This window comes from Vibrio sp. 10N.222.55.A1 (assembly GCF_041473835.1).
Classification (GTDB): domain Bacteria; phylum Pseudomonadota; class Gammaproteobacteria; order Enterobacterales; family Vibrionaceae; genus Vibrio; species Vibrio crassostreae_C.
Genome location: NZ_JBFRSX010000025.1, coordinates 85414 through 112321, shown reverse-complemented (window position 1 = coordinate 112321; position 26908 = coordinate 85414). Strand labels below are relative to the sequence as shown.

Here is a 26908-nt window from a genome sequence, read left to right as displayed (position 1 = left end):
TTTACTTTAATTGGTATAATTCACTAGCTACCACCAAAAACTTAAGTACGATATGCACCTAATCCTAAATGGCGACTAATATAATGAGTAAGCGTCAGTAATTTGGGATTATTATGAGGTTCTTTTTTGCACTGGTTGTATTCTTTTGTTCATTTTCTCTATCAGCAACTTCGTGGGAAAAAGAGAGTCACCCTACTAGAAATTCACCCTCATCAATTGGAAGCTATGCCAATGGCTGTCTAGACGGCGCGCAGGCTTTGCCTATTAATGGTTTGGGGTATCAGATCATTCGCCCTCAAAGAGAGCGCTACTATGGCCATACAGAAGCTATAAAGTTTATTGAGAGGTTAGGAGTCACGACCAGCGAGAAGCTCAATACTAATTTATTGATCGGTGATATTTCTCTTCCCAGAGGAGGGCGCTTTTCTTCAGGTCATTCAAGTCATCAAACAGGGTTAGATATTGATATATGGCTAAGGTTAACCAGTAAGAGGTTGTCAGAGAACGAATTAGCTGTGCCTAAACCTGTGAGCGTTGTGGATCTTACCAACTACAAATTGCGTGAATCGAATTGGACCGATGATCATTTTCAAGTTATTCGTTATGCGGCGAAAGATGAAAAAGTGGTGCGTATTTTTGTTCATCCAGTGATCAAGCAAACCCTTTGTGAACAAGAAAACTCTGACGCTAATGATAGAGCTTGGTTAGGCAAAATAAGACCTTGGTGGGGACACCACTCCCACTTCCACGTTCGTTTAAAGTGTCCTGAAGGCAGTTCAAACTGCATAGCTCAAGCGAGCCCTCCTAAAGGTGACGGTTGTGGAGATGAACTTGCAAGTTGGGCTCCAAAGACTGTTCCAGTTCCACCTCCTAAAAAAGTAGCGAAAACTAAGAAAAAGAAAAAAGTTAAAGTGATGCCAAGTCAGTGTTTGGCCTTGATATCGAATAAGTAATCCTGTTCACCGAGGCTTTTTACAGTGGTACTGCCACTGGTTTTTTCGACTCTAAAACTGGAGAAATATCACACTTTTGTCTAGAGTTTATAAACACGAGATTAAGAACATCGTTTGATATTAATAAAAGCAATAACGGTATCAGCAAGGGCGATGGCGAATTTGACAAGGTTTGGTCAGGGATTGAGTGTTTTGGGGTGAAAGATGCGGCTTATATGCAGTATGCGAAATCAGAGTCTGATACCCGTCGATAGATAATTCAAGGATAAGACTATGACTATGATTTGTGCGAAGGAATTTTCAGAATGGTTAAGACATAGGTTCAACGCTGAAAGCTCGGGTATTTCAATTTCAAGAGATGACATCAATCAGCTAACAGGCAGACAACGTTTAGACCCTAGTTTCGTAAATGATGTTCACTATGAATTGATGCAGTATGGAATGGCATTTGTGACCGATACCAGCAGGGAAAACTTTTATCTTGTTCCTATAGCTCAATCAATAAACTGGCGAGAACGACTCGAATATCAATTTGAAAAAGAGCTCTTCTGCAATATTTATACAATCGGAAAATCAGGATGAAAAAAAAGGTTCAACTTATGGTTAAGTTGAACCTTTCTTCTTTTAGGTCAAGCCTTGAATGATAACAAACTTCTCAAGTAGCTCGTCATCAGTTTCAATATGGTTTGGGTCAGTGATGATGCATTTTGTAATCGGACACACTGACTGGCATGTTGGCTTTTCATAGTGACCTTTACACTCTGTACATAAATCAGGATCGATCTCGAAGATGCTGTCGCCCATAGTGATTGCACCATTTGGGCATTCAGGATCACACATATCGCAGTTTATGCACTTGTCAGTAATTAACAGAGCCATTATTTTCTTCTCAAGTAAGTCGCTTAAGTAAAAATTATTTGCCTGATGCGTTACGTGTATCTTGGCCTTCGCTCAAGTTACGCATCAGCAAGCCGTACTCTAGATCTAGATCTGCTGGTACAGGAATAAATACAAAGTGACCGTTACCTTTCGCATCGTCGACCGCTTCAGATTTGCGGTTTTCCATAACTTCTAGTTTGAAAACAACGTTACCTTTCGGTGTCATCATTTCTAAGCTGTCGCCTACTAGGAACTTGTTCTTCACTTCTACTTCCGCTAGGTCACCACGGCGCTTACCTGTGAACTCACCAACAAACTGTTGAGTGTCAGAGATAGAGTAACCGTACTCGTAGTTTTGGTATGTATCGTGTGTATGGCGACGTAAGAAGCCTTCAGTGTAACCACGGTGAGCTAGGCTCTCTAGTGTACCCATTAGGCTTTCATCGAATGGTTTGCCTGCCACTGCATCGTCAATAGCTTTACGGTAAACCTGAGCAGTACGTGCACAGTAGTAGAAAGACTTAGTACGACCTTCAATCTTCAGAGAGTGAACACCCATCTTCGTTAGGCGCTCAACGTGTTGGATTGCACGAAGGTCTTTTGAGTTCATGATGTAAGTACCATGCTCATCTTCAAACGCTGCCATTTTCTCTTCTGGCTTGTGTGATTCAGAAAGCAGAACCACTTCGTCTGTTGGTTTACCAAGGCCTAGTGTGTTGTCTGGACGCTCATCTTGAACTTCAATGTCTTGCGTTTCTACTTCTTGAATAGCAACACCAGTAGGGTTTGCTTCAACGATCTGACCGTTTTCGTCTTCTTTCGCTGCTTCTGTTTTGTATTCCCAGCGGCAAGCGTTGGTGCAAGTACCTTGGTTTGGATCGCGCTTGTTCATGTAACCAGAAAGCAGACAACGGCCTGAGTAAGCCATGCAAAGAGCTCCGTGAACAAAGATCTCTAGCTCTGTTTCTGGGCAGTGTTCGCGAATCTCTTCGATCTCTTCAAGCGATAGCTCACGAGATAAGATCACACGCTCAACGCCTTGAGTTGACCAGAACTTAACGGTCGCCCAGTTTACTGCGTTTGCTTGAACAGAAAGATGGATTGGCATTTCAGGGAATGCTTCACGAACCATCATGATAAGACCAGGATCTGACATGATAAGCGCGTCAGGGCCCATGTCTACAACTGGTTTGAGGTCGCGAATGAATGTTTTTAATTTAGAGTTGTGCGGCTGAATGTTACATACAACATATAACTTTTTGCCTTGAGCATGAGCTTCATCGATACCGATTTGTAGGTTTTCGTGATTGAACTCGTTGTTACGAACACGAAGGCTGTAACGTGGCTGGCCTGCGTATACTGCATCTGCGCCGTAGGCGAATGCGTAACGCATGTTTTTGAGGCTTCCTGCCGGTGATAATAGTTCAGGTACAAATGGTTTTTGTGTAGTCATTGCTTCGTTCTCTAATCTGATCTCAAGTCAGGTTGATACCACCAAGTGATATCAAAGGGGCGCAAATTTTACGCTAAAATGAGTTTGGTTGATAGCCCTAAAGATAGCAATGACATTAACAAGAGGGTCTAGAGGCAGATATAAGTGAGAACTTAGTGAGAAATAAGCTCAGATACCGTTAGCACCTGAGCCTATAGTTTGACTGATTAAGCGTTAGGTTGAGTTAACCCGCCTAATGATTCAAATAGGTTTGGAAGGAAAACACTGAACTCACCACAAAGTAGAGAGAAGTCCGCATCAAAACGCGCAGCTTGATCTTCACGAGGAATATCGTCGTTTTCGTCTTTGAGCTCATCACTGAATTTTAGGCGTTTGATGCTGCCATCTTCTGCAAGAATGAATTCAATACGGTCTTGCCAGTTGATAAGAAGTTTCGTCACCATCTTATTGGCTTCGATGTGGTTTTTAATCTCATCAGCTTCTAGTTCTTGTTTCTTAACTCGAACAATACCGCCGTCTTCTTGAATAGATTTTAGTTCTGCTTCATCAAGCATAGTGATGCCTTGTGGCGTATCACCTGATTTCACCCATTCTGTAAGAGTCGTTTCGATCGCTTGCTCTGGGATAGCTGGCACTACTGGCAGGCTACCCATTGTCTTACGTAGCAATGCTAATACATCTTCTGCTTTTTTGTAGCTGCTCGCATCAACCACAATGAAACCTTCTTTTGGCATGATCAGCGCGTAAGTGAAGTTGCTGCGGCTGAATGCTCGAGGAAGTAGATCAATGATGATGTCTTCTTTTAGGCTGTCTTTCTCTTTCTTTTTCAGAGGGGTACCAGACTCTGCCTCAAGCGTTTCTACTTTTGCGTTCAATGATTCTTTGATCACAGAAGCGGGTAGCATTTTCTCTTCTTTCTTTGCACAGATAAGAATGCGGTTTTCTGATACGTGCGTCATCATATCGCCATGTCTACCCATTGCGTGTACCCAACCAAACTTCTGTTTGTCTTGGCTACCACAAGGAGTAAAGCGGAATTCTTCAAGTTGTTTCTCTAGCTGATCTGCGTTGAAATCAATATCACGGTTGAAGCGATAGACTAGGCAATTTTTAAACCACATAAATTTTTCTCATACCTTTTTAGAAGTGCTTCATGATATGAGATCTAATTCGATTTGTCCCTAGCTCTGTATCAAAAGTTATAAAGTGAAATGTTTGAGACAGTTATATGAAAATTTGTTTTCAAAGGTCACAAAAGTGTCATAATTAACTCAGATAATGCAATGCGTTGATTAAATACAAAGGCTATTCAATTATGTCGAGAAGGATTCTGGTCGTTGAAGATGAAGCACCTATTCGTGAGATGCTGTGCTTCGTGCTTGAACAAAAAGGCTACCAAGCAGTAGAGGCTGAAGATTACGATACAGCGGTAAACAAGCTATGTGAACCTTTCCCAGATCTAGTATTACTAGATTGGATGCTACCTGGTGGTAGCGGGATAAACTTTATCAAGCACATGAAGCGTGAAGAGTTAACTCGCAACATCCCAGTGGTGATGCTAACGGCTCGTGGCGAAGAAGAAGATAAGGTGCGTGGTTTAGAAGTGGGTGCTGATGATTACATCACCAAGCCATTTTCACCCAAAGAGCTCGTTGCTCGCCTGAAAGCGGTTATCCGCCGTGTAACGCCTACTGCACTAGAAGATGTGATTGATGTACAAGGTCTTAAGCTAGACCCAGTATCTCATCGTGTTACCGCAAGCGAAGGTCCAGTTGATATGGGACCAACAGAGTTCAAAATGCTGCATTTCTTTATGACTCACCAAGAGCGTGTGTACAGCCGAGAGCAGCTGCTTAACAACGTTTGGGGTACCAATGTTTACGTTGAAGACCGAACGGTTGATGTACATATTCGACGCCTGCGTAAAGCGCTTGAGTCTGCAGGTCACGATAAGCTAATCCAAACGGTTCGTGGCGCTGGCTACCGTTTTTCTACAAAGGCTTAATGTGGCTTCGCTGCCCAGTTTACGGAGTCCTGAATGGTTGAAAAGTTAACCTGGAAAAAGCTGGCTTGGGAGCTGGCTTTTTTTTACGCACCATGGGTTTTAGTCGGATGGATATTCGGTTACCTACCTTGGTTGCTGCTGGCTGCTACGGTATTGCAGCTCGGCTGGCATCTACACAACCAAATGCGTTTGTCCGCATGGCTGTGGGATGAGAAGCGTCTAACTCCACCTTCAGGCTCTGGGAACTGGGAATCTCTGTTTAACGGTATTTATCGTATGCAGCAGAGACAGCGTCGCAAACGCAAAGAACTGACTAACCTTATCCGCCGTTTCCGTAACGGTGCAGAATCGCTTCCCGATGCCGTTGTGGTATTTCGCGGTGAAGGCAATATCGTTTGGTGTAACAAGCTAGCTCAGTATTTGCTGGGCTTTCGTTGGCCAGATGATTCAGGTCAACCGATCTCGAATTTGATTCGTACTCCAGATTTTATTAAGTACCTTAATAAGCAAGATTTCTCTGAGCCATTAGAGATGCCTTCTCCATTGAATGTGGAGCGTATGCTCGAGCTGCGTATTGTGCCGTATACCGAGGGTGAACACCTGATGGTGGTACGTGATGTGACCCAGCTTAAGCAGTTAGAAGGCATGCGCCGTAACTTCTTCGCTAACGTTTCTCATGAATTGCGTACGCCGATGACCGTCCTTCAAGGTTACCTTGAAATGACCGAAGATCCAGACATGATCGTTGGCCCAATGTGGACCAAGGCGCATGGCGTAATGACTGAGCAGCTCAATCGAATGAACAGTTTGGTTAATCAACTACTCACGCTTTCGAAAATTGAAGCGGCGCCAATGCATGAGTTGGATGAAGTGGTCAACGTTCCGGCGATGCTTGAGGTTCTTGAGAAAGAAGCGGCGAGCCTTAGCGGTGAGCGCGAACATAAGCTTGAGTTTGATATCGATAAGAGCCTACGAGTTCTTGCCGATGAAGACCAATTGAGAAGTGCGATATCGAATTTGGTTTATAACGCGGTTAAATACACACCCGCAGGTGCAACGGTCAAAGTGCGTTGGTATCAAACCAGCCAAGGCGCGTGCTTAGATGTGTCAGATACTGGTGATGGTATTGAGCCTCAACACTTACATCGACTCACAGAGCGCTTCTATCGTGTAGATAAAGCCCGCTCTCGTGATACCGGTGGTAGTGGTCTTGGATTAGCGATTGTAAAGCATGCGCTTAGCCACCACGATTCACATCTCGAAATTCAAAGTGAAGTGGGCGTCGGCAGTCGTTTCCATTTCACGTTGCCAAACCGATTGACTGTGTCATGAGTGACTTAATACGCAGGATGCGTTTGCCAATTGGTTCACTGTTAGCGATGGTATTGGCGTGTCCAAGCTTCGCTGAGCAGAGTGTTGAGTCATTGCCTGATTATTCCAAAGTTCCTGGTATCTCTGGAAGCTTGTTATCGGTCGGGTCTGATACTTTGGCTGGGATGACGACATTGTGGGTAGAGGAGTTTAAATCCTACTACCCGAATGTGAACGCTCAGGTCCAAGCATCGGGCTCTTCTACTGCGCCTCCTGCATTGACGGAAGGGACTGCTCATCTGGGACCAATGAGTCGCCCGATGCGCTTGCGAGAAATTGAAGCGTTTGAAAGAGAACATGGTTATAAACCGACAGCACTGCGAGTGGCGATCGATGCGATTGGGCTTTTTGTGCACCGCGATAACCCTATTGAGGGGCTCAACTTTCGTCAGATTGATGGCATCTTTTCAGAGACATTACGCTGTGGTGCGACAAAACCGCTGAACGATTGGCAAGATCTAGGCGTCGACCAACCTTGGGCGAAGCATCGATTCCAGTTGTTTGGGCGCAATTCCGTTTCGGGAACCTATGGCTATTTCAAACAAAACGCACTATGTGGTGGTGACTTTAAGAACCGAGTCAATGAGCAGCCAGGTTCTGCATCGGTTGTACAGTCGGTCGCATCATCAATCAGCGGCATAGGTTACTCAGGTATTGGCTATCGTGTCGCTGGCGTTAAGTTAATTCCTATTGCTGAGCATGGTTCTGATTATGTAGAGCCGACTCGAGCGAATATCTTGAGCGGTGATTACCCTCTATCACGCTTTCTTTACGTATACGTGAACAAACACCCAGATAAACCGCTTTCTCCCGTTGAAAGAGAGTTCCTCACTTTTGTGTTCTCAAAGCAAGGACAAGAACTTGTAGAGAAAGATGGCTATTTAGCGATACCGTCTGAGTTCGCAGAGCAAGAATTGGCAAAAGTCGGGCTCTAATTCAGGCTACGACAAACTTAGAAAAAAACGTATGAACAGCTTGCGCGTCGCAAGCTGTTTTTATTTTGACTGTTCGTTATTTTAGCTGCAACGACCATTCTGCATTTTTCCAACGTTGTTGCTCTTCTCTGAGCTCATAATCAAGCAGTTGGTTTTGGGCCAACCAATCGCTGTTAGTTCCTTTCAATTCCCAGTTATCCTGTTGTTCAATCGTTAGAGTCACGTCTGGGGCCAGTGCTTGATTTCGCTGACGGTTGAGTAAGATAGCGAGTCTCAATATACGAATCAGCAGGGTGACTTGTTGCTGAGTAAACAGAGAAAGTTCCGGCAAATCTTGTAGTTTGAGCGCTTTTCTTTGATAGCGAACCAATGCTGATATAAGGCGTTGTTGCTCAGTATTAAAGCCTGGCATTGTCGTATGCTTAAGCAGATAAGCCGAATGGCGGTGATAGCCTTGGAATGCAATGCTTTGTCCTACCTCATGAAGTACTGCAGCCCAACCAAGCAGATCATACAGCTCATTAGTGACCGCAGTTGTCACTTGAGGCTGTACTTGTTTCAGCAATGAAAGAGCGAGCACTTTCACTTTCTCGCCATGAGTTACGTCTACATGGTATCGAGAGACGAGCGTTTCGGCAGTTCTTGTTCGAATATCAATATCTTTAAACCTATCCTCCATGTCATAAAGAACGCCTTCTCTCAGGGCACCATCAGAAAAATGTAACTCCTTGATGTCTAGCGTATCCATTGCTGCTGAAAGAATGGTGACGCCTGCAGCAAACACAGGCTTTCTCTCATCACTTAAGCCTGAAAGATTTACGGTGTTGGATGATGAAAACTCACATAAGTGATTCTTTAAATAGGACAGGCGTTGGGGCGTAATGAGACCATCGGTGAACCCTAAGCCAATGAGTACTTCTTTTATTGATTTCGTGGTACCAGATGAGCCAAAAGCGATTTCCCAAGGGGCTTTTGTGTATTCTTCAATCAATGGCATCAATAGACGAGTAGCTGCGGTATAAGCATCTGAGAAGTGTCGTGAAGTTAGCCCTTCGTCAGCAAAGAAACGTTGAGTGAAGTTGACGCATCCCATCGGTAAACTGCGCATAATTAGAGGAGTAAAGCCTTGTCCGGCGACGAGTTCCGTACTCCCTCCACCGATATCAATAACCAACTTAGATTCAGAAGCGGTTTGAGTGTGTTCTGCTCCGTTATAGATTATTCGAGCTTCTTCTTGACCGGAAATGATCTCTATTGGAAAAGGAAACAGTGGCTTGGCTTGCTCTAAGAAGTCTTTAGCGTTTTTGGCTTTTCTTAGGGTATGAGTCGCAACAACTCTGACATCATCAAGCTCAAAATCCGCCAGTCGTTCTGCGAACACCTTGAGGCATTCTAGGCCTCGCTCGATAGCGCTTTCAGATAGGACGTTACGTTCATCCAATCCATCACCTAATCTCACTTTCTGTTTGTGTCTGCTGACTAATTGCAGGTGTTGATCGAATACTCGGGCAACCACCATGTGAAAGCTGTTCGAACCCAAGTCGATAGCGGCAATACATCGAGAATGTTTGTTATCAATTAGCGGCATGATTTCTTCTCTTGTTTGTACTTCTTGCGAGCAAGTTTCTCCATACGTTTAATATAGTGGTAAGTGGAGAGTTGTGACGTCGGGTAATCAAGTAGGTTTGCTGGTGGTTGTGTGTAAGAGTTGCTCATCGCTTGGTCTAGCACTCGAGCTTTGTTGCTGTCATCGAAATGAAACTCGGTGATATCGATAATGGTTTGCTTGATCTTTGGATCTAAAATTGGAGCTGCAACTTCGATGCGGTGATCAAAATTTCGTGTCATCCAGTCAGCGGAAGATATATAGACCTTCGGCTTTCCAGCGTTACCAAATATCATCACTCTCGGATGTTCGAGGAAACGATCGACCACACTGACTATCTCAATATGATCACTGATGTTGGGTATGCCAGGGACAAGAGAGCACATGCCGCGAATGACCATTCTGACTTTTACATTGGCTTGGCTAGCCTGATAGAGCTTTTCAATGATCTCTCGATCGACCAAGTTGTTGAGTTTTAGAGTGATGCTTGCAGGTTTACCTTCTATCGCGTTTTGTATTTCATTATCTATCAATTGGTACAGACGTTTTCTAGTATTCTTTGGTGACACAATCAGTTGCTTGAACTGGGACTTTTGATAAGGGTTTTCAATATACTTAAAGACTTGTCTCACCTCTTGAGTCAAATCTTCATTCGCAGTGAGCAGAGAAAAATCGGTATACACGCGCGCTGTAACTTCATGGAAGTTGCCAGTGCCAATATGGGCATAATGCTCGGTATGCTTGCCTTCTTTTCGTTTGATGAGCAGCAACTTGGAATGGATCTTCAAACTTGGGATGCCATGGATGACTTTTACACCCGCTTCTTGAAGTTTCTTGGTCCATTGAATGTTGGCTTGCTCATCAAAGCGTGCTTGCAGCTCGACAACCACAGTGACCTTTTTGCCATTGTGCGCCGCATCGATGATCGAGCTGAGGAGTTTTGAGCCTTCCGCAACACGGTAAACGTTTATTTTGATGGAGGTTACCTTCGGGTCAAAGGAAGCCTGCCTAACCAGTTCAGTGATGTGACTAAAGGTGTGATAAGGATAATGCAGTAAGATGTCGCGAGCTTTGATCGCTTCGAAATAGTTTGGGTAATGGCTGAAATGCGCGCACTTAATCGCGGGTAGAGGACGATTAACTAAATCACGTCGGTTAAGGCTTGGGAACTCAGAGAAATGTTTGAAGTTATGATAGCGACCACCTGCGATGACACTGTCATAGTCAGACAGTTTAAGTCTGACTTGTAAGAAGTTGAGCATTTCAGTTGGCATTTCAGATTCATAGATCAGACGTATCGGCAGTGCCGTTAAGCGCTGTTCTAAACCTAAAGACATCGATTCTAATAGGTTATTTTCATTGTCCTCTTGCAGATCATAATCGGCATCACGTGTCATTTTTATCGCAAAACAACGCAATGAGTCATACTCAAAGAATCCTTTAAGTAAGTCATCCAAACAAAATCGAACTATATTATCTAACAAGATCAAAGTTGTACGCTGCGAACCCGAAGTTTCCGGTAACTTAACAAATCGAGGGAGTGCTTCTGATGGGATTTCGAGTAAGACATATTGAGATGATGCATCACGCTCGATGTCGATGGCTAAGTAACTTTGTTCATCTTTGAGAATATTAAGTAACTGGCTATCTTCGTTCAAGAGAATCGGAGTTAAGTGTGGCAGCACTTTTTTCTTAAAGTACTTTTTTATCCAGCCACTTTGTTCTTCGCTGATTTGTTGTTCGTTGACCAGAAAAATACGATTGCGTACCAATTCCAATAGCAAGTCGTTATACAGTTCATGGAATTGAGCATCGAGCTTGCTTGCTTTGCTCTGCATTTTAGTCAGTAGGCTTTTCGGCGAGTTGGAGGTTAGCTGTGGATCTTGAAGTAAGATCTTTCGCTTCACATCAGCAAATCGGACTTTGTAAAACTCATCGAGGTTTTTCGAGTAAATACCTAAAAAACGAACTCTTTCGATTAAGGGGACTGACTTATCTGCCGCTTCTTGGAGCACTCTTTCGTTGAAGGATAACCAGCTAAGTTCTTTTGTGACATAGTCTTTTTCCATCGAGATGAGAATCCTTGAGTACTGGCTATAGAGCTGATTACTTTAAATTAGAATGGCAAAATTCACAAAATCTATGATCTTACTTTAAGAAATATGGCTAACAAACTTGTTATTAGTTTCAGTTGTTTAACGTAACTTGTAATATAATTGTCATCTAACGTACATATTATGTCAGTAGCTAAAAAAAGGTAGATAAACAGATGGCATCAGCCCAATTTTCATTGAAAGAGCGCGACAAAAAAAGATGGTTGAAAGATCGTCTCGTCCGTTTTTCGGTGACATGTGGCGCGGTCAGTGTTCTAGCTGCCCTAGTATTGATCTTTGTTTACTTGGCGATGGTCATTTTACCGGTATTTTCTGATACTGGTTTAGAGACAGACCAAGCTGTAAAGACCGTTGCCGTAGAAAAACCTATCGTCTTATCGGTTGATGAATACGGTCAGCATGCATTTACTATCGAAAAATCTGGTTTGGTACAGTTTTGGGATTTAGAGTCTCAAAATACACACTCTTACTTTGAGCGTGATGTTGTAGCCAACCCCATCGCCTTTTCTCGAAACACCCCATCTGAAAACTGGTTTGCCTTTGCCGACAGCGCAAGCAATCTTACTTTTTTCTATCCTGAGTATAGTGCGCCTGTGCTGAAAAAGGGCAGCGAAGCCGAACCTAAAATTGAGCAAATCACTCTCCCTGAATCGTTTTTAAATGATGAACCCTCAAATGGGGCGACGATCGACAAATTCGCATTCTCTAAAAATGGACGTGGGATTACGGTTGCCGCGCAGTTAAGTGACCAACGAGTCTTGGTTAAGTGGTATCAGAGTGACCTTACTGGTCAGTATGTTTTTCAGAAGAGCCAATGGCTATCGGATAAGTTGGGCTTGCAGCAGCAACTGCTTGTCACACCTGATGGGCAAACCTTATACCTACGAGCACAATCGGATTTGGTTGTTTTGAAACTATCAGATAACGGTTTTGATGTTCGTGAAGTGATTGATCTTAGCTTAAATGATGCGAAGCATTCCGTGAAAAGCATCGATTTATTGTCTGGCGCATACTCGTTGTTGGTTACGCATGAGGACGGACAGGTTTCTCAATGGTTCGATGTACTCAAAGATGAAAAGCGTAGCCTGACCCATATTCGAGACTTCCAACTTGCTGAACAAGTGCAATTTATTCTTCCTGATACTTATAGAAAGGGTTTTTATAGCTTCTATAAGAACGGCACATTACAAAGCCACTATACGACCAGTGAAAAGCTGTCGTTGTTTGAACGCGCATTTGATAAATCACCACAACTAGCCGCTATGTCTGCCAATGAACTGCATCTGGCAACGTTGATTGATGGCATCATCAGTGTGGCTAAAGTCGACAATGAATACCCACAAATCTCATTCTCCTCGCTTTGGCAAAAGGTCTGGTATGAAAGTTACCCTGAGCCGCAATACGTTTGGCAATCAACATCGGCGAATGATGACTTTGAAGAGAAATTCAGTTTAGTACCTATCACATTCGGTACTATCAAAGCCGCTCTGTTTGCGATGATGTTTGCCGTGCCGGTTGCTGTGCTCGGAGCTATTTACACCGCTTATTTTATGTCTCCACGCATGCGAAGAGTGGTGAAGCCTTCGATAGAGCTGATGGAAGCTCTTCCAACCGTGATCATCGGATTTTTGGCTGGGCTTTGGTTTGCTCCAATCGTTGAAACACATTTAACGGCTGTCTTCTCATTAATGATGCTATTACCACTGAGCACACTGTTGACTGGACTTGTTTGGTTCTGTTTACCGAAGAGGGTAACGGGTCGCTTCTCTAACGGTTGGCATGCTCTGATATTGATTCCGGTATTGGTGATTACAGTGGTTGCGGTGTTTGCTGGTGGAAACAACATTGAAGCCTTGTTATTTGGTGGTGATATTCGTACCTTCTTGGCTAGCTATGGTATCGACTTTGACCAACGCAATGCGCTAGTGGTTGGTTTTGCTATGGGCTTTGCGGTCATCCCAACGATTTTCACTATTGCTGAAGATGCTATTTTCTCTGTACCTAAACATTTGTCTGATGGGTCATTAGCGTTGGGTGCGACGGCGTGGCAGACGCTTATTTATGTGGTGCTATTGACGGCGAGTCCAGGTATCTTTTCTGCGGTTATGATGGGCCTAGGGCGAGCAGTTGGTGAAACCATGATCGTCTTGATGGCGACAGGTAACACCCCAATTCTTGACTGGAATGTTTTGGAAGGGATGAGAACTTTATCGGCAACGATTGCTGTTGAGCTGCCAGAATCAGAAGTGGGTGGTTCTCATTTCCGCTTGCTGTTCTTGGCTGCACTCTTGCTGTTTATCTTTACATTCGCGGTGAACTCAGTTGCTGAGTGGGTTAGACAAAGACTGAGAGATAAATATCGTGCGCTGTAGTTTTAAAGGTTTGCCTCAATGTGTATCAATGGCTTTTAGTGGCTTGACTAGCGTGTCTCTTGATCTTTGCAGCTCCTTGATTTCAGCACGCCAAGAGCAAGGTCGATCATGATGAATAAACTGAAGTCATTATTATCTTGGGTTAAATCGGGCTCTCCGTGGATCTGGCTTACGGGCGGGGCGGTGAGCATCAGTATGCTTTCTGTTCTTGGCCTAATGCTGCTGATTGGTTGGAAGGGCTTAACCTATTTTTGGCCCGCACCTTTGTATCAATGGCAAGTTGACTCCAAAGACTTATCGCTAGTGGTCGATCTTGACGAAACCGTATCAAAACAAGATGTATTGGTTGGTCAGTTATATGAACGAAAATACATCCCGATAGAGCAAGTTCCACAAGTCCATGACCTTTTGTCTCCTCAAAATTTGTCGACTGGGCTGATACAGCGCTTAAGCATCAAAGTTGCTAACAGAGAACTGTACCCTGCGGACTTTGTTTCTATTCTGGATGTTAACTTACGTGAACCCACTACCCCGCTAGATTGGGTTGTGATTGAACGAAGTCGAGGTGGTTATTTCTTTGGTAAGCCGGTGGGTTTTAAAACTGCTTCTGGCACCTTTGATTCGAACATAGACCAAAAGCTCGAACAAGGCTTGGCGTTCGCTGATACGTTACGTAAAGAAACGTCGCGTGTCGTGAACCAAGAAATTCGCAATATCAGCTGGCAATTGGAAAACCTGCGCTTAGAAAAGCGTAAGCTTGAACTCAATGAGTCAGTGAGTGATGAATACCTTACAACCTATACTCAAACTAAACTGGAATTAAATCGCCAGTTAGGTGAAGCCGAAGTTAAGCTTGAGCACCTTAGAACGCAACTTAATGTCGAAAGCTTACTCGTTGAGGATATGACAGGCGAGCAGGTCGAGATTTCGCTAAGTCACATTCTGGATTATTGGTACCCAAATAATATGTCTTACCTAGAAAAGGTTGGGCACTGGGGCAAACAAGTTTGGAAGTTCTTATCAGAGAACCCACGAGACTCAAACTCTGAAGGCGGTGTGTTTCCTGCTATTTTTGGCACAGTACTGTTGGTTATTCTCATGTCGATCGTCGTGATGCCTCTTGGGGTAGTCGCTGCGATATATCTTCATGAATACGCAAAAAACAACGCACTAACACGTTTAATTCGTATCGCCGTGATTAACTTGGCGGGTGTACCGTCGATTGTGTATGGCGTTTTTGGTTTAGGCTTTTTCGTCTATACCATTGGTGGCTCGATTGATACGTTGTTCTATGCAGAGCGATTGCCAGCACCGACATTTGGTACGCCGGGTCTACTTTGGTCAGCACTAACCTTAGCGGTCTTGACGCTTCCAGTCGTTATCGTAACCACGGAAGAGGGCTTAACGCGTATTCCTAGTGCAGTGAGGCACGGTTCATTAGCGCTTGGTGCGACTCAATTTGAGACGCTTTGGCGCATTGTTTTACCGATGGCAAGCCCAGCGATTATCACTGGTTTAATTTTGGCAATCGCGAGAGCCGCGGGGGAAGTTGCACCACTTATGCTGGTGGGTGTTGTTAAATTGGCATCCAGCTTGCCAGTCGATGGTCAGTTTCCGTATTTACACTTAGATAGAAAGTTCATGCATTTAGGCTTTCATATCTATGATGTTGGTTTTCAAACCTCTAATATCGAAGCGGCACGACCTTTAGTGTATGCGACTTCATTTTTATTGGTTACGGTGATTGTTGGGTTGAACTTAACAGCCATCAATATCCGTAATAACTTGCGTGAAAAATACCGAACCTTAGGACAAGATTAGATGTTCTCGATTAATGAAACCTTGGGTTACCAAGCACCACTTGATGTTCACAATCTGAAGGATGAGCAAATTGCTATCTCGATCGAAGGGCTAAATCTTTACTATAAAGAGAGCCAAGCACTTGATGATATCTCGATGCAGATCCCGAAGGGGCAGGTGACGGCGTTTATCGGCCCTTCTGGGTGTGGTAAGTCGACTCTGCTGCGCTGCATTAATCGCATGAACGATCTTGTTGAAGGCTGTAAGGTTTCCGGGAAAGTGAAGCTTCATGGCAAGAACGTCTATCACCCTAAGGTGGATGTTGCGACCTTACGACGCCGTGTGGGTATGGTATTCCAGCGTCCAAACCCTTTTCCTAAATCTATCTATGAGAATGTGGTTTATGGCTTGAGGCTACAAGGCGTTAGCAACAGCCGAGACCTTGATGATGCGGTTGAACGCTCTCTGCGCGCTGCTGCGTTATGGGATGAAGTGAAAGATCGGTTGCATGAGAATGCTTTTGGTTTATCTGGCGGTCAACAGCAGCGTTTGGTTATCGCTCGTGCGGTTGCGATTGAGCCTGAAGTGCTGTTGTTAGATGAGCCGACATCGGCACTCGATCCGATTTCTACTTTGACGATTGAAGAGTTGATCAACGATCTCAAAACGCAATACACAGTGGTGATTGTTACCCACAACATGCAACAAGCCGCGCGTGTAAGTGACCATACTGCCTTTATTCATATGGGAAAATTGATCGAGTACTCAGATACGGACTCAATTTTTACGTCTCCATTGAAAAACCAGACGGAAGACTACATTACTGGTAGATATGGCTAACCTCTCCAAAGGTGTCATCTAGAGCTAAGTCACTCTACAAAAATGGCTTTCTTCATTTCTTTCAAGGAGCAAGTATGCATTTCGGTCGCCACATTTCAGGGCAATTCAATGTCGAGTTAGAATCGATCCGTACTCATGTATTGACCATGGGCGGGTTAGTGGAGCAGCAACTCTCGTTTGCAATGCAGGCGCTTCATAAAGACGATGTTGAATTGGCCAAAAAAGTGATTCGTGATGACCACAAAGTGAATGCGATGGAAGTGTCGATTGATGAGGCTTGTACTCGAATCATTGCAAAGCGTCAGCCGACAGCGAAGGATCTGCGTTTGATTATGGCGATCATCAAAACGATTACCGATCTGGAACGTATTGGCGATGTTGCTTCTAAAATTGCGCAAGGTGCTATTGAGATCCCTTCAACCAAAGAGCAGAAATTCCACGTATCTTTAGAGCCTCTTTGCCGTCAGGCTATCACCATGCTTCATCAAGTATTAGATGCTTTTGCTCGTATGGATGTTGATGCGGCAGCTGAAGTTCACAAGCTTGATGATAAGTTGGATGCGGAGTACGAGGCCGTTATTCGTCAGTTAATGACCTATATGATGGAAGACCCTAAGAACATTCCTAATATTTTGCAGGTGATGTGGTCAGCGCGTGCGATTGAGCGAGTGGGAGACCGCTGCCAAAATATCTGCGAATACATTATTTACTTTGTGAAGGGTAAAGATGTACGTCACCTAGGCGATCAAAGCCTTGATGACGCACTCAAATAGAGCTTATCTTTAGAAGCTAATTATTGCACCAAGATTGAAATTGACCGTTGTGTCGTAAGGCACAAAGGTTTTGTTGTGATCAAAAATATTCATATCAACACCAGCACGTAATCCAAGCATTGGTGTCGCTTGGTAAACGTAGGCCCCGCCTAGGCTTATACCATGTGTTGTTTTCTCTTCTACTTCGCATGAGCGCGTTTTCGTACCGTCATAACTTGCCACGCCAATTTCAGCCTGAAAGCCGTGGATTTGGTTTCTTCCAAACATGTTTTGCTTCGTAACAGGTTTAAATCAAGAGAGCTGAATAAGTCTTTAGCCATATCTATCCATGAAAATTTTCTGCGCTATTAAATCTAATATACGTCAGTCAGTTAGATTAGTCAGCGAGGTTCTCTGGATTTATGCTGGCGACTATTGCCCTAAGCGGTGAGGGCGGCTCTCACATCAGATATCTTACTCGCATCTGTCACTGGGATCTGATAATCATCAATATTATCACTGCCCATTTGAGCACTTGAGTTGTTTTCCATTAGACTCGGCCTTGTCGATTTACCTGAAAGGTGAAGAGCAGGTACTTGGGTAGCGCTTTGAATCATTTTGGCATTCGCAGCGTTAACGCCAGCCCCCGCCATGATATCAATTCGTCCATCGGCTTGTTTGACCATTGCAGCCAATACATCGATACCTTGCTCAGCATTAGCAGCAAGCCCTGATGTCAGGACTCTTTCGCATCCAAGTGTAATGATTTGTTCTAATGCTGCTTGGAAATCAGAGCTTTGATCGATGGCTCTGTGGAAGGTAATCCCAAGCTTTAACGAGTGCGCTTTGTCAGCCAGTTGTTGCATCTTTGGCATATCAATACTTCCGTTCGGCGCTAACACACCAAGTACGACCCCATCCAATCCTGCATTTGCGCAAGCTTCAATATCTTCAAGCATACAGAGCATATCGTCGTTATCGAAAATGAAGTCGCCTTGTCTTGGGCGTATCATAGCGTAGACCGGAACCGACGAAACTATTGCCGCTTGTTTCATCATTCCGAAGCTTGGAGTTAATCCGCCAAGTGCTAATGAAGAGCAAAGCTCAATTCGATTCGCGCCACCAGATAGTGCGGTATGAAGAGATTCTAAGTTATCGATACAGACTTCAATTTCGGTGTTCATCGTGTTTATCCGTTCAAAAAGATACTGATGAAATAATAGCAATCTAGGTGTGATTCTGAATAGATGGGGATAAGGGAAAATAGAGGTAAAGTTTAGGTTTATCGCTACCTCAATTATCTATTACAAGAGTCAGTCTAGGGGAGCGAGGAGGGGGAAAACAAAAAGCCCGAAGCGTTAACTTCGGGCTTTTAATAGGACTTTACTTCTTAACTGATTGGCGGTGCGCTTTGCGCTATTAGCTTATGCTTTATGTCTCTTTAAAGAGAATCTTCCAACCATTAACCCGCGTTGAGTTCGGGCTTAAGAGGTAATTACTTGCTTAGGTCGTCAGCGTGCTCAGATAGGAATGCTGCAACACCTTTTGGAGATGCGTCCATACCTGATTTGCCTTCTTCCCATTGTGCAGGACAAACTTCACCGTTCTTCTCGTGGAAGTTTAGTGCGTCTACCATGCGTAGCATTTCGTCGATGTTACGACCTAGTGGAAGATCGTTAACTACTTGGTGACGTACAAGACCGTCAGCGTCGATTAGGAAAGAACCACGGAAAGCAACGCCTGCTTCTGGGTGCTCAACATCGTATGCTTTGCAGATCTCGTGCTTAACGTCAGCAATTAGAGGGTATTTAACTTGACCGATACCGCCATCAGCGATAGCAGTGTTACGCCATGCGTTGTGAGAGAATTGAGAATCGATAGAAACACCGATTACTTCAACGCCTTTAGCTTGGAAATCTTCAAGACGGTTGTCGAAAGCGATTAGCTCTGAAGGACAAACGAAAGTGAAGTCTAGTGGGTAGAAGAAAACTACAGCTTTCTTACCTTTAGTGAATTCTGCGAAGTTGAAGTTATCAACGATCTCACCGTTACCTAGAACAGCTGCTGCAGTAAAGTCAGGGGCTTGACGACCTACTAGTACCATTTTGGAATCTCCTAAAAAATTAGTTGGCCCAACACATCTTTGTTTGGGCTCCGTTTCTACGGGACAAACTATAGTACAATCGGTACTATAGAAAAAAGCGAATTAAATAGATTAAGTTAATCGAAAAAAGCGATAAGCTTATTCTTTGTCCTGTCCTTAGGTCGAATGACCTTTACCTAACTTATCCTACTCATATTACAAAGTAATTTCATGAATAAATGGCCAAGTCTTAAGCAACTTCACTATCTTGTTACTCTTCACGAAACTCGTCATTTCAGTGATGCCGCAGATCGCTGTTTCGTCAGTCAATCTACGCTAAGTAAAGGCATTCAAAACCTAGAAGAGCTGATTGGTTGCCCGCTTTATGAGAAGAAAGATAAAAAGAGCCCGCTAGTTTTCACGCAAGCAGGTGAGCTGGTGGTCAAGCACGGTCGAGAGCTACTAGCGAAAGGACAAGATCTCGTAGAGCTTGGAAATCTATGTAACGGGGATGCGATGCAAGGGCAGTTGCGAGTCGGGTGTATTCCTACTATAGCGCCGTTCCTTTTGTGCGATTTGGTACAGGAAGCCAACCAGCGCTTTCCACAATTAAATTTGCTGTTACGTGAAGACACAACGACCAACCTATTGGCTGCGCTGCGTCATGGAGACTTAGATGTGCTGATTCTGGCTTTGCCTGTCGATATCGACAATATGGAAAGCCAAGTTGTTGGGCAAGACCCTTTCCGGATGGTGATCAGTCGCAATCAAGCTGATGGTATTCGCGTTCCGATTAAATACGATGACCTGCCAGACGAATCTGTATTTTTGTTGGAGAACGAGCATTGCTTAACCGAGCATGCTGTGTCGGCTTGTAAGTTAACGGATAAAGAGAAGATCAACCCGTTCACTGCGACGAGCCTTCACACATTGGTGCAAATGGTGGCCAATGGTTTAGGAACCACCTTTATTCCGCAAATGGCGATCGACCACGGTTTATTGGAAAACCAGAATCTCGTTGTGATCGATCCTCCTGGTCAGCAGGCCTACCGAGATATTGGCCTTGTCTGGCGACCAAGCTCTTCGCGTCGTGAGACATTCCATCAATTAGCGGATGTGGTATCTGAGCTTCTATAATAAGCCGCTGCGACAACAATCCCTCTGAGCGGCTGAATTGGCCGCTCTTCTTTATATCAATTCCGAGCGTTACTCTACTTCCGCTTCTTCTGGCTCTACTTCTTCTTGCAGCTCCAGTAAATTGATCGCTATCGTGACAAAATCGCTGTCTGTAATAATGCCTACTAGTTCGTGGTTTTCTACGACAGGTAAACAGCCCACTTTATGTTTCTGCATGTAGATAGCCGATTCTTTTAATCCTGCACGCGGCTCTACCGACATAACACTTTTGTGCATGATGTCGTTGAGGGGAGTAGCAAGAGTAAAAGATTGAGCTTGTGGGATGTTTTGTAGGCTGGATTCTTGAGCGGCGAGAACGTCTCGCTGTGTGACGACACCTAGTAGTTGCCTGTCGGAATCGACGACCGGAATATGGCGGATATCAAGTGCTTCCATCATGTGCTTAGCATCGGCCAGTGAGTGTGAGCGCAATAGGGTATGAGGGTTGCGAGTCATCATATCTTCAACCTTGATCATACGAACCTCCTTCTTTTTTATTTGTTGCTATTACTATAGTTTTTTATCCAAAAAATAACTGAGATCTGACGCATTCTTGGGTGAGTTTTATGCAACTAATTCTTTAGCTTGAGGAGGTGAATCAGTCGCATTATTTTACGCCTCTTTACAATAATCCAGTGCTGTAAACCTTGCTATTGCGGCTCGTGTGCCTATACTAGCCCACTGCGAAATTTTTAGTCGTGTTTGCGATGTGTTTCTGGTAACGATTGACTTACCGTAACGATTATCCAGCAACTACGATTTATGATTCGTCAACGGCACAAATCTCATCAACTAAGACAAGACTAGACACATGCAAGTTTCAGATTTTCACTTTGACCTACCAGATGAACTTATTGCTCGTTACCCTCAAGAAGAGCGTACAGCAAGCCGCCTACTTAAATTAGACGGCAATAATGGCAACCTGACGGATGGTTCGTTTAAAGACGTTTTAGACTTGGTTGAGCCAGGCGATCTTGTTGTTTTCAATAACACTCGAGTGATTCCAGCTCGCGTGTTCGGTCGCAAGGCATCAGGCGGTAAGCTTGAAGTGCTGGTTGAACGTATGCTTGATGAGAAAAGCATTCTTGCGCATGTTCGTTGTTCTAAATCACCGAAGCCGGGTACCAAGTTGTTCCTTGGTGAGAACGATGAATATGAAGCTGAAATGGTGGCGCGTCACGATGCGTTATTCGAAATCCATTTCACATCTGATCAAAGCGTTTTAGAGATTCTTAACAGTGTTGGTCACATGCCACTGCCTCCTTACATCGATCGTCCTGATGAAGATGCAGATAAAGAGCGCTACCAGACTGTCTATAATGAAAAGCCGGGTGCGGTTGCAGCGCCAACAGCAGGCCTTCACTTTGATGACAAGCTAATGGCTGACATGAAAGAAAAAGGTGTTGAGTTTGCTTACGTGACGCTTCATGTTGGTGCTGGTACGTTCCAGCCAGTAAAAGTTGATAATATTAACGATCACCACATGCATGCTGAGTACGTTGAAGTGCCGCAAGAAGTGGTTGACGCCGTAGCTGCAGCAAAAGCCCGTGGCGGCCGTATTATTGCTGTTGGTACAACATCAGTACGCTCACTAGAAAGTGCAGCTCAAGATGCATTGAAGAAAGGCACTGAGCTCGTTCCTTTCTTTGGTGATACAGAAATCTTCATCTTCCCTGGCTATGAATACCAGTTGGTGGATTGCTTGATTACCAACTTCCACTTGCCAGAATCAACACTGATTATGTTGGTGAGTGCATTTGCAGGTTACGACAACGTGATGGGCGCATACGATCACGCAGTGAAGAGCGAATATCGTTTCTTCAGCTACGGTGATGCCATGTTCATCAATAAGAAAACAAGCTAATTTAAGCTAGTTATAAACGATATACATTAGAATTTACGGGTGCTAGCAGTAAGCTAGGAGTCGGGCAGGGTGTCTGTCTAATCTCTCGCAAGGAATACGCGACCGCTCCTCATAGAACCCACTAGACTGAACTTTTGTTTGGCCTAAGGTTCTGAATTAACAGTCAGATTGTTTCTCTGGCATATTGGAGGCTTCGTGAAATTAAAATACGAACTTAAAAAAACTAATAGCGGCGCACGTCGTGGTCAACTTCAGTTTGAACGCGGTACCGTTGAAACCCCAGCATTCATGCCTGTAGGTACTTACGGTACTGTTAAAGGTATGACACCTGAAGAAGTAAAAGACACAGGTGCTGAAATCCTATTAGGTAACACATTCCACCTATGGCTACGTCCTGGTCAAGAAATCATGAAAATGCACGGTGACCTGCACGATTTCATGAACTGGCACGGTCCTATCCTGACTGATTCAGGCGGCTTTCAAGTATTCAGCCTAGGTGCAATGCGTAAAATCACTGAAGAGGGTGTTCATTTCCGTAACCCTGTAAACGGTGACAAGATCTTCATGGACGCTGAGAAGTCTATGGAAATCCAAAAAGATTTAGGTTCAGACATCGTAATGATCTTCGATGAGTGTACGCCTTACCCTGCGACACACAAAGAAGCAAAAGACTCAATGGAGATGTCTCTTCGTTGGGCTGAGCGTTCACGTAACCACTTCGACAAACTTGAAAACCCGAACTCACTGTTCGGTATCGTTCAAGGTGGCGTGTACGAAGACCTTCGTGATGTATCCGTTAAAGGCCTAACAGAAATTGGTTTTGACGGTTACGCAGTAGGTGGCCTAGCAGTAGGCGAACCAAAAGAAGATATGCACCGCATTCTTGAGCACACATGTCCTCAACTGCCAGAAGATAAGCCACGTTACCTAATGGGCGTAGGCAAACCGGAAGACTTGGTTGAAGGTGTTCGCCGTGGTATCGACATGTTTGACTGTGTAATGCCAACGCGAAATGCACGTAACGGCCACCTGTTTGTGACTGAAGGTGTGATCAAGATCCGTAATGCGAAGCATAAAACCGATACAACACCACTAGATTCAGAGTGTGACTGTTACACTTGTAAGAACTACAGCAAGTCGTACTTACACCATTTGGATCGTTGTAACGAAATCCTAGGTGCTCGACTGAACACGATTCATAACCTGCGTTTCTACCAACGAGTAATGTCAGACATTCGTCAGTCTATCGATGAAGACCGCTTTGAAGAGTTCGTTGCAGAGTTCTACGCAAGAATGGGGCGTGAAGTGCCACCACTAGGTAAAGAATCTTAGTATTTCTTTTTTGCGAGCCCTATCTCTCTTCCGAGTGATGGGGCTTGAAAATAAAGGGATGCGACCCAATTAGACAAACAATTACGAAAATATAAATAGAGGATGTTTTAAATGTTTATTTCTCAAGCTCACGCAGCAGCAGAAGGTGCACCAGCAGGCGGCGGTTTCGAAATGCTTATCATGCTAGGTATGTTCGCTGTGATCTTCTACTTCATGATCTACCGTCCACAAGCTAAGCGTGTTAAAGAGCACAAGAACCTTATGTCTTCTATGGGCAAAGGTGATGAAGTTCTTACAAGCGGCGGCCTAATTGGCAAGATCACTAAGATTGCAGAAGACAGCGACTACGTTGCTATCGAACTGAATGCAAACAACGAAGTAGTTATCAAGAAAGACTTCGTTACAGCAGTGCTACCAAAAGGTACTCTGAAATCTCTATAAACAGCTAGAGGATCCTCGCTGTGCTAAACCGTTACCCGTTATGGAAGTACCTGATGGTGGTGTTTACTATCGCCATCGCTGCGTTGTACGCACTTCCGAATATATACGGTGAAGATCCGGCAGTTCAAGTTACAGGGGCGCGCGGCGCCTCTGTAGATATGTCTACGCTGGATGCTGTCACCAATGCTCTTGAAGCTGAAAACCTTTCTACTAAATCCGTTGCTCTAGAAAACGGTTCCATTCTTGTTCGCTTTAACGATACAGACTCTCAAATTAGTGCTCGTGATGTCATCACTGAAGCATTAGATGAAGACGTAATCGTTGCTTTAAACTTAGCTGCTTCAACTCCTGATTGGCTTGAATCTATTGGTGCTGCACCAATGAAGCTTGGTCTTGACCTACGTGGTGGTGTTCACTTCTTGATGGAAGTGGATATGGACGCTGCGATGCAAAAGCTGGTTGGCCAACAAGAAGAAGCGTTCCGTAGCGAACTTCGTGAAGAAAAAATCCGTTACCGTGCAATTCGCCCATCTGGTAAAGATGCGGTTGAAGTGATTCTACGTAACGCCGAGCAGCTTGCTGAAGCGAAATCGCTACTGCAATCTAAGCACCAAGACATGACGTTTGTATATTCTGAATCTAATGGTCGTTTTTCTTTGGTTGCTAGCTTCACAGAGGCTCGTCTTCAAGAAATCCGCAACTATGCGGTCGAGCAAAACATTACCATTCTACGTAACCGTGTTAACGAACTTGGTGTTGCTGAACCTTTGGTTCAACGTCAAGGCTCTAGCCGTATCGTAGTGGAATTGCCTGGTGTTCAAGACACGGCTCGCGCTAAAGAAATTCTTGGTGCTACCGCGACGCTTGAGTTCCGTGAAGTGGATAGCAGTGCTGACTTAGCCGCTGCCGCTTCTGGTCGTGCCCCTGCGGGTAGCGAAATCAAGCAAGATCGTGATGGTCGTCCTGTGGTACTTAAGAAGCGCGTTATTCTAGGCGGCTCAAGTATTACTGATGCAAGCTCAAGTGTTGATGAATATGGTCGTCCTCAAGTTAACATCTCGCTAGACAGCGAAGGTGGTAGCAAGATGTCTGCATTCTCTCGTCAGAATATCGGTAAGCTAATGGCAACGGTATTTGCAGAGTACAAAGACAGCGGTCGTAAAACACCGGAAGGTCGAGTTATCTTGAGTAAGCACGAAGAAGTGATTAACCAAGCGACGATTCAATCTGCGCTAGGCCGTAACTTCCGTATTACTGGTATCGATTCAACGGCTGAAGCTCATAACTTGGCACTTCTACTGCGTGCTGGTGCTCTGATTGCGCCTATCTCGATTGTAGAAGAACGTACGATTGGTCCATCTATGGGGCAACAAAACATCGATATGGGTATCATGGCGATGGTTTGGGGTATGGCTGCTGTAATGCTGTTTACGCTGCTTTACTACCGCAGCTTTGGTCTGATTGCGAACGTTGCGCTAATGGCTAACTTGGTGTTGATTATCGGTGTGATGTCGATGATTCCGGGGGCTACTATGACCCTGCCAGGTATTGCCGGTATCGTATTAACGGTCGGTATGGCGGTTGATGCCAACGTTCTGATCTTTGAGCGTATACGTGAAGAGCTTCGAGATGGACGTAGTCCACAACAAGCGATTCACCAAGGTTACGCGAACGCATTCAGCACAATCGCCGATGCCAACATCACCACGCTACTAACAGCAATTATTCTATTTGCTGTGGGTACTGGTGCTATCAAAGGCTTCGCGGTAACGCTGTCTATCGGTATCTTGACTTCAATGTTTACAGCTATTGTGGGAACACGTTGTATCGTGAACCTGATGTATGGCGGCAAACGCGTTAAAAAACTGTCGATCTAAGGCTAGGAATTAATATGTTTCAGATTCTAAAAGCAGACAAAATGATCGACTTTATGCGTTGGTCAAAGGTTGCCTTTGTTTTTTCTATCTTGATGATTGGTACTGCTATCTTCACCCTAACAACGAAATCGTTGAACTGGGGTCTAGATTTTACTGGCGGTACTCTGATTGAAGTTGGTTTTGAACAACCGGCACACCTTCCTGATATCCGTAGTGCACTAGAAGCCGAAGGCTTTGGTGATGCAACGGTACAGAACTTCGGTTCAGCTCGTGATGTGATGGTTCGTTTACGTCCACGTGATGGCGTAGCGGGCGAAACGCTTGGTAACCAAATCCTTTCTGCTATTGAGAATGGTACTGGTGAGCAAGTTGAAATGCGTCGTATCGAGTTCGTTGGTCCTAACGTAGGTGATGAGCTAACAGAAGCGGGTGGCCTTGCTATCCTAGTTTCTCTTATCTGTATCTTGATCTACGTATCAGTGCGATTTGAATGGCGTTTGGCTGCGGGTGCGGTATTAGCACTGGCGCACGATGTTATCATCACACTTGGTGTGTTCTCTCTAATGCAAATTGAGGTCGACCTTACCATCGTAGCAGCCTTGCTAACGGTAGTCGGTTACTCCCTCAACGATACCATCGTTGTATTCGACCGTATTCGTGAGAACTTCCGTAAGATGCGTAAAGGTGAAGCGCCTGAAGTACTGAACAGCTCAATCACACAAACATTGAGTCGTACATTGATCACTTCTGGTACCACGTTATTCGTAGTTATCGCACTGTTCGTTCAGGGCGGCGCTATGATTCACGGCTTCGCAACTGCCCTTCTATTGGGTATTACGGTTGGTACTTACTCTTCTATCTACGTTGCATCTGCACTAGCAATGAAGTTGGGTATTACACGTGAACACCTAATGCCACCACAAGTGGAAAAAGAAGGTGAAGAGTTTGACGAAATGCCTTAGGCCTTGGCTTAACAAGTTTCGCTAAACCAAAAAAACCGCTAGGCAACTAGCGGTTTTTTTACGTCTGTATATTGTCGATAAGCTCAACGTAAC

General features: G+C 44.5%; 23 protein-coding genes and 1 pseudogene. 15 read left to right on the top strand and 9 right to left on the bottom strand.

The features are described from left to right. Positions 1–113 precede the first annotated feature (113 nt). Both mepA and AB4493_RS08240 read left to right on the top strand, forming a co-directional pair. Complete coding sequence (gene mepA, locus AB4493_RS08245; protein WP_017062537.1) at positions 114–953, top strand: penicillin-insensitive murein endopeptidase; 840 nt, start codon at positions 114–116, stop codon at positions 951–953. Between the two features lie 273 nt (positions 954–1226). Continuing rightward, positions 1227–1535, top strand: coding sequence for a hypothetical protein (locus AB4493_RS08240; protein WP_372154820.1), 309 nt, complete (start codon positions 1227–1229; stop codon positions 1533–1535). A gap of 42 nt (positions 1536–1577) precedes the next feature. Here AB4493_RS08240 and AB4493_RS08235 read toward each other — a convergent pair whose 3' ends face one another. The 3 genes from AB4493_RS08235 to rdgC form a co-directional block, all read right to left on the bottom strand. Next, positions 1578–1832 (bottom strand): YfhL family 4Fe-4S dicluster ferredoxin, encoded by a 255-nt coding sequence (locus AB4493_RS08235; RefSeq protein ID WP_004735061.1) that lies wholly within the window; start codon positions 1830–1832, stop codon positions 1578–1580. 34 nt (positions 1833–1866) lie between these two features. Next, entirely contained in the window at positions 1867–3285 is a 1419-nt protein-coding gene (gene yegQ, locus AB4493_RS08230; RefSeq protein WP_017062848.1) for a tRNA 5-hydroxyuridine modification protein YegQ, read from the bottom strand. 206 nt (positions 3286–3491) lie between these two features. Further along, on the bottom strand, positions 3492–4406 hold the full coding sequence (rdgC, locus tag AB4493_RS08225) for a recombination-associated protein RdgC (RefSeq protein WP_017062534.1): 915 nt from the start codon (positions 4404–4406) through the stop codon (positions 3492–3494). A gap of 194 nt (positions 4407–4600) precedes the next feature. On the opposite strand from rdgC, the gene phoB reads away from it, so the two are divergent. From phoB to AB4493_RS08210, 3 genes are read left to right on the top strand one after another with little or no spacing between them, the layout of a single operon-like run. Then, entirely contained in the window at positions 4601–5290 is a 690-nt protein-coding gene (gene phoB / locus AB4493_RS08220) for a phosphate regulon transcriptional regulator PhoB (protein WP_004735064.1), read from the top strand. A gap of 33 nt (positions 5291–5323) precedes the next feature. Next, on the top strand, positions 5324–6622 hold the full coding sequence (gene phoR, locus AB4493_RS08215; protein ID WP_004740365.1) for a phosphate regulon sensor histidine kinase PhoR: 1299 nt from the start codon (positions 5324–5326) through the stop codon (positions 6620–6622). A gap of 17 nt (positions 6623–6639) precedes the next feature. Further along, complete coding sequence (locus AB4493_RS08210; protein ID WP_372154824.1) at positions 6640–7596, top strand: PstS family phosphate ABC transporter substrate-binding protein; 957 nt, start codon at positions 6640–6642, stop codon at positions 7594–7596. 76 nt (positions 7597–7672) lie between these two features. Here AB4493_RS08210 and ppx read toward each other — a convergent pair whose 3' ends face one another. Both ppx and ppk1 read right to left on the bottom strand, forming a co-directional pair. Next, positions 7673–9184, bottom strand: a complete 1512-nt coding sequence (ppx, locus tag AB4493_RS08205; RefSeq protein WP_210447367.1) for an exopolyphosphatase — start codon at positions 9182–9184, stop codon at positions 7673–7675. Further along, positions 9175–11271 (bottom strand): polyphosphate kinase 1, encoded by a 2097-nt coding sequence (gene ppk1 / locus AB4493_RS08200; protein WP_017066137.1) that lies wholly within the window; start codon positions 11269–11271, stop codon positions 9175–9177. The genes ppx and ppk1 overlap by 10 nt, the downstream gene beginning before the upstream one ends. Positions 11272–11471: 200 nt before the next feature. On the opposite strand from ppk1, the gene AB4493_RS08195 reads away from it, so the two are divergent. The 4 genes from AB4493_RS08195 to phoU all read left to right on the top strand — a co-directional run bounded on the left by AB4493_RS08195 (position 11472) and on the right by phoU (position 17101). Next, positions 11472–13688, top strand: a complete 2217-nt coding sequence (locus tag AB4493_RS08195; RefSeq protein WP_372154818.1) for an ABC transporter permease subunit — start codon at positions 11472–11474, stop codon at positions 13686–13688. A gap of 111 nt (positions 13689–13799) precedes the next feature. Further along, the gene (gene pstA, locus AB4493_RS08190; protein ID WP_372154822.1) at positions 13800–15509 is read left to right on the top strand and encodes a phosphate ABC transporter permease PstA; all 1710 of its coding nucleotides are present in this window, start codon (positions 13800–13802) and stop codon (positions 15507–15509) included. Continuing rightward, positions 15510–16328, top strand: a complete 819-nt coding sequence (gene pstB / locus AB4493_RS08185) for a phosphate ABC transporter ATP-binding protein PstB (protein WP_009848269.1) — start codon at positions 15510–15512, stop codon at positions 16326–16328. Between the two features lie 74 nt (positions 16329–16402). Then, positions 16403–17101, top strand: a complete 699-nt coding sequence (phoU, locus tag AB4493_RS08180) for a phosphate signaling complex protein PhoU (RefSeq protein WP_009848270.1) — start codon at positions 16403–16405, stop codon at positions 17099–17101. A 9-nt stretch (positions 17102–17110) separates the two neighbouring features. On the opposite strand, the pseudogene AB4493_RS08175 reads toward phoU, so the two are convergent. From AB4493_RS08175 to AB4493_RS08165, 3 genes and pseudogenes are all read right to left on the bottom strand, one after another. Further along, positions 17111–17374 (bottom strand): annotated as a pseudogene (locus AB4493_RS08175) (hypothetical protein); the annotation flags it as partial. 146 nt (positions 17375–17520) lie between these two features. Further along, entirely contained in the window at positions 17521–18264 is a 744-nt protein-coding gene (locus tag AB4493_RS08170) for a copper homeostasis protein CutC (RefSeq protein WP_017062527.1), read from the bottom strand. Positions 18265–18575: 311 nt separating this feature from the next. Continuing rightward, positions 18576–19184, bottom strand: coding sequence for a peroxiredoxin C (locus tag AB4493_RS08165; RefSeq protein WP_017062526.1), 609 nt, complete (start codon positions 19182–19184; stop codon positions 18576–18578). 210 nt (positions 19185–19394) lie between these two features. On the opposite strand from AB4493_RS08165, the gene AB4493_RS08160 reads away from it, so the two are divergent. Further along, positions 19395–20300 carry a hydrogen peroxide-inducible genes activator gene (locus tag AB4493_RS08160; protein ID WP_017062525.1) on the top strand — a complete coding sequence of 302 codons (906 nt, stop codon included), beginning with the start codon at positions 19395–19397 and terminating at the stop codon, positions 20298–20300. Between the two features lie 69 nt (positions 20301–20369). Here the strand turns inward: AB4493_RS08160 and AB4493_RS08155 are convergent, their stop codons facing one another. After that, positions 20370–20816 (bottom strand): CBS domain-containing protein, encoded by a 447-nt coding sequence (locus AB4493_RS08155; RefSeq protein ID WP_017062524.1) that lies wholly within the window; start codon positions 20814–20816, stop codon positions 20370–20372. A 334-nt stretch (positions 20817–21150) separates the two neighbouring features. Between AB4493_RS08155 and queA the strand changes: the two genes are divergently transcribed. The 5 genes from queA (at position 21151) to secF (ending at position 26815) form a co-directional block, all read left to right on the top strand. Further along, on the top strand, positions 21151–22203 hold the full coding sequence (gene queA / locus AB4493_RS08150; protein WP_017629870.1) for a tRNA preQ1(34) S-adenosylmethionine ribosyltransferase-isomerase QueA: 1053 nt from the start codon (positions 21151–21153) through the stop codon (positions 22201–22203). Between the two features lie 195 nt (positions 22204–22398). Continuing rightward, positions 22399–23535 (top strand): tRNA guanosine(34) transglycosylase Tgt, encoded by a 1137-nt coding sequence (gene tgt / locus AB4493_RS08145; protein ID WP_017056177.1) that lies wholly within the window; start codon positions 22399–22401, stop codon positions 23533–23535. Positions 23536–23646: 111 nt separating this feature from the next. Beyond that, positions 23647–23976 (top strand): preprotein translocase subunit YajC, encoded by a 330-nt coding sequence (gene yajC / locus AB4493_RS08140; protein WP_010440492.1) that lies wholly within the window; start codon positions 23647–23649, stop codon positions 23974–23976. A gap of 20 nt (positions 23977–23996) precedes the next feature. Continuing rightward, positions 23997–25853 carry a protein translocase subunit SecD gene (gene secD / locus AB4493_RS08135; RefSeq protein WP_372154816.1) on the top strand — a complete coding sequence of 619 codons (1857 nt, stop codon included), beginning with the start codon at positions 23997–23999 and terminating at the stop codon, positions 25851–25853. Positions 25854–25867: 14 nt separating this feature from the next. After that, positions 25868–26815, top strand: coding sequence for a protein translocase subunit SecF (gene secF / locus AB4493_RS08130; protein ID WP_048658840.1), 948 nt, complete (start codon positions 25868–25870; stop codon positions 26813–26815). The last annotated feature ends 93 nt before the right edge of the window (positions 26816–26908 follow it).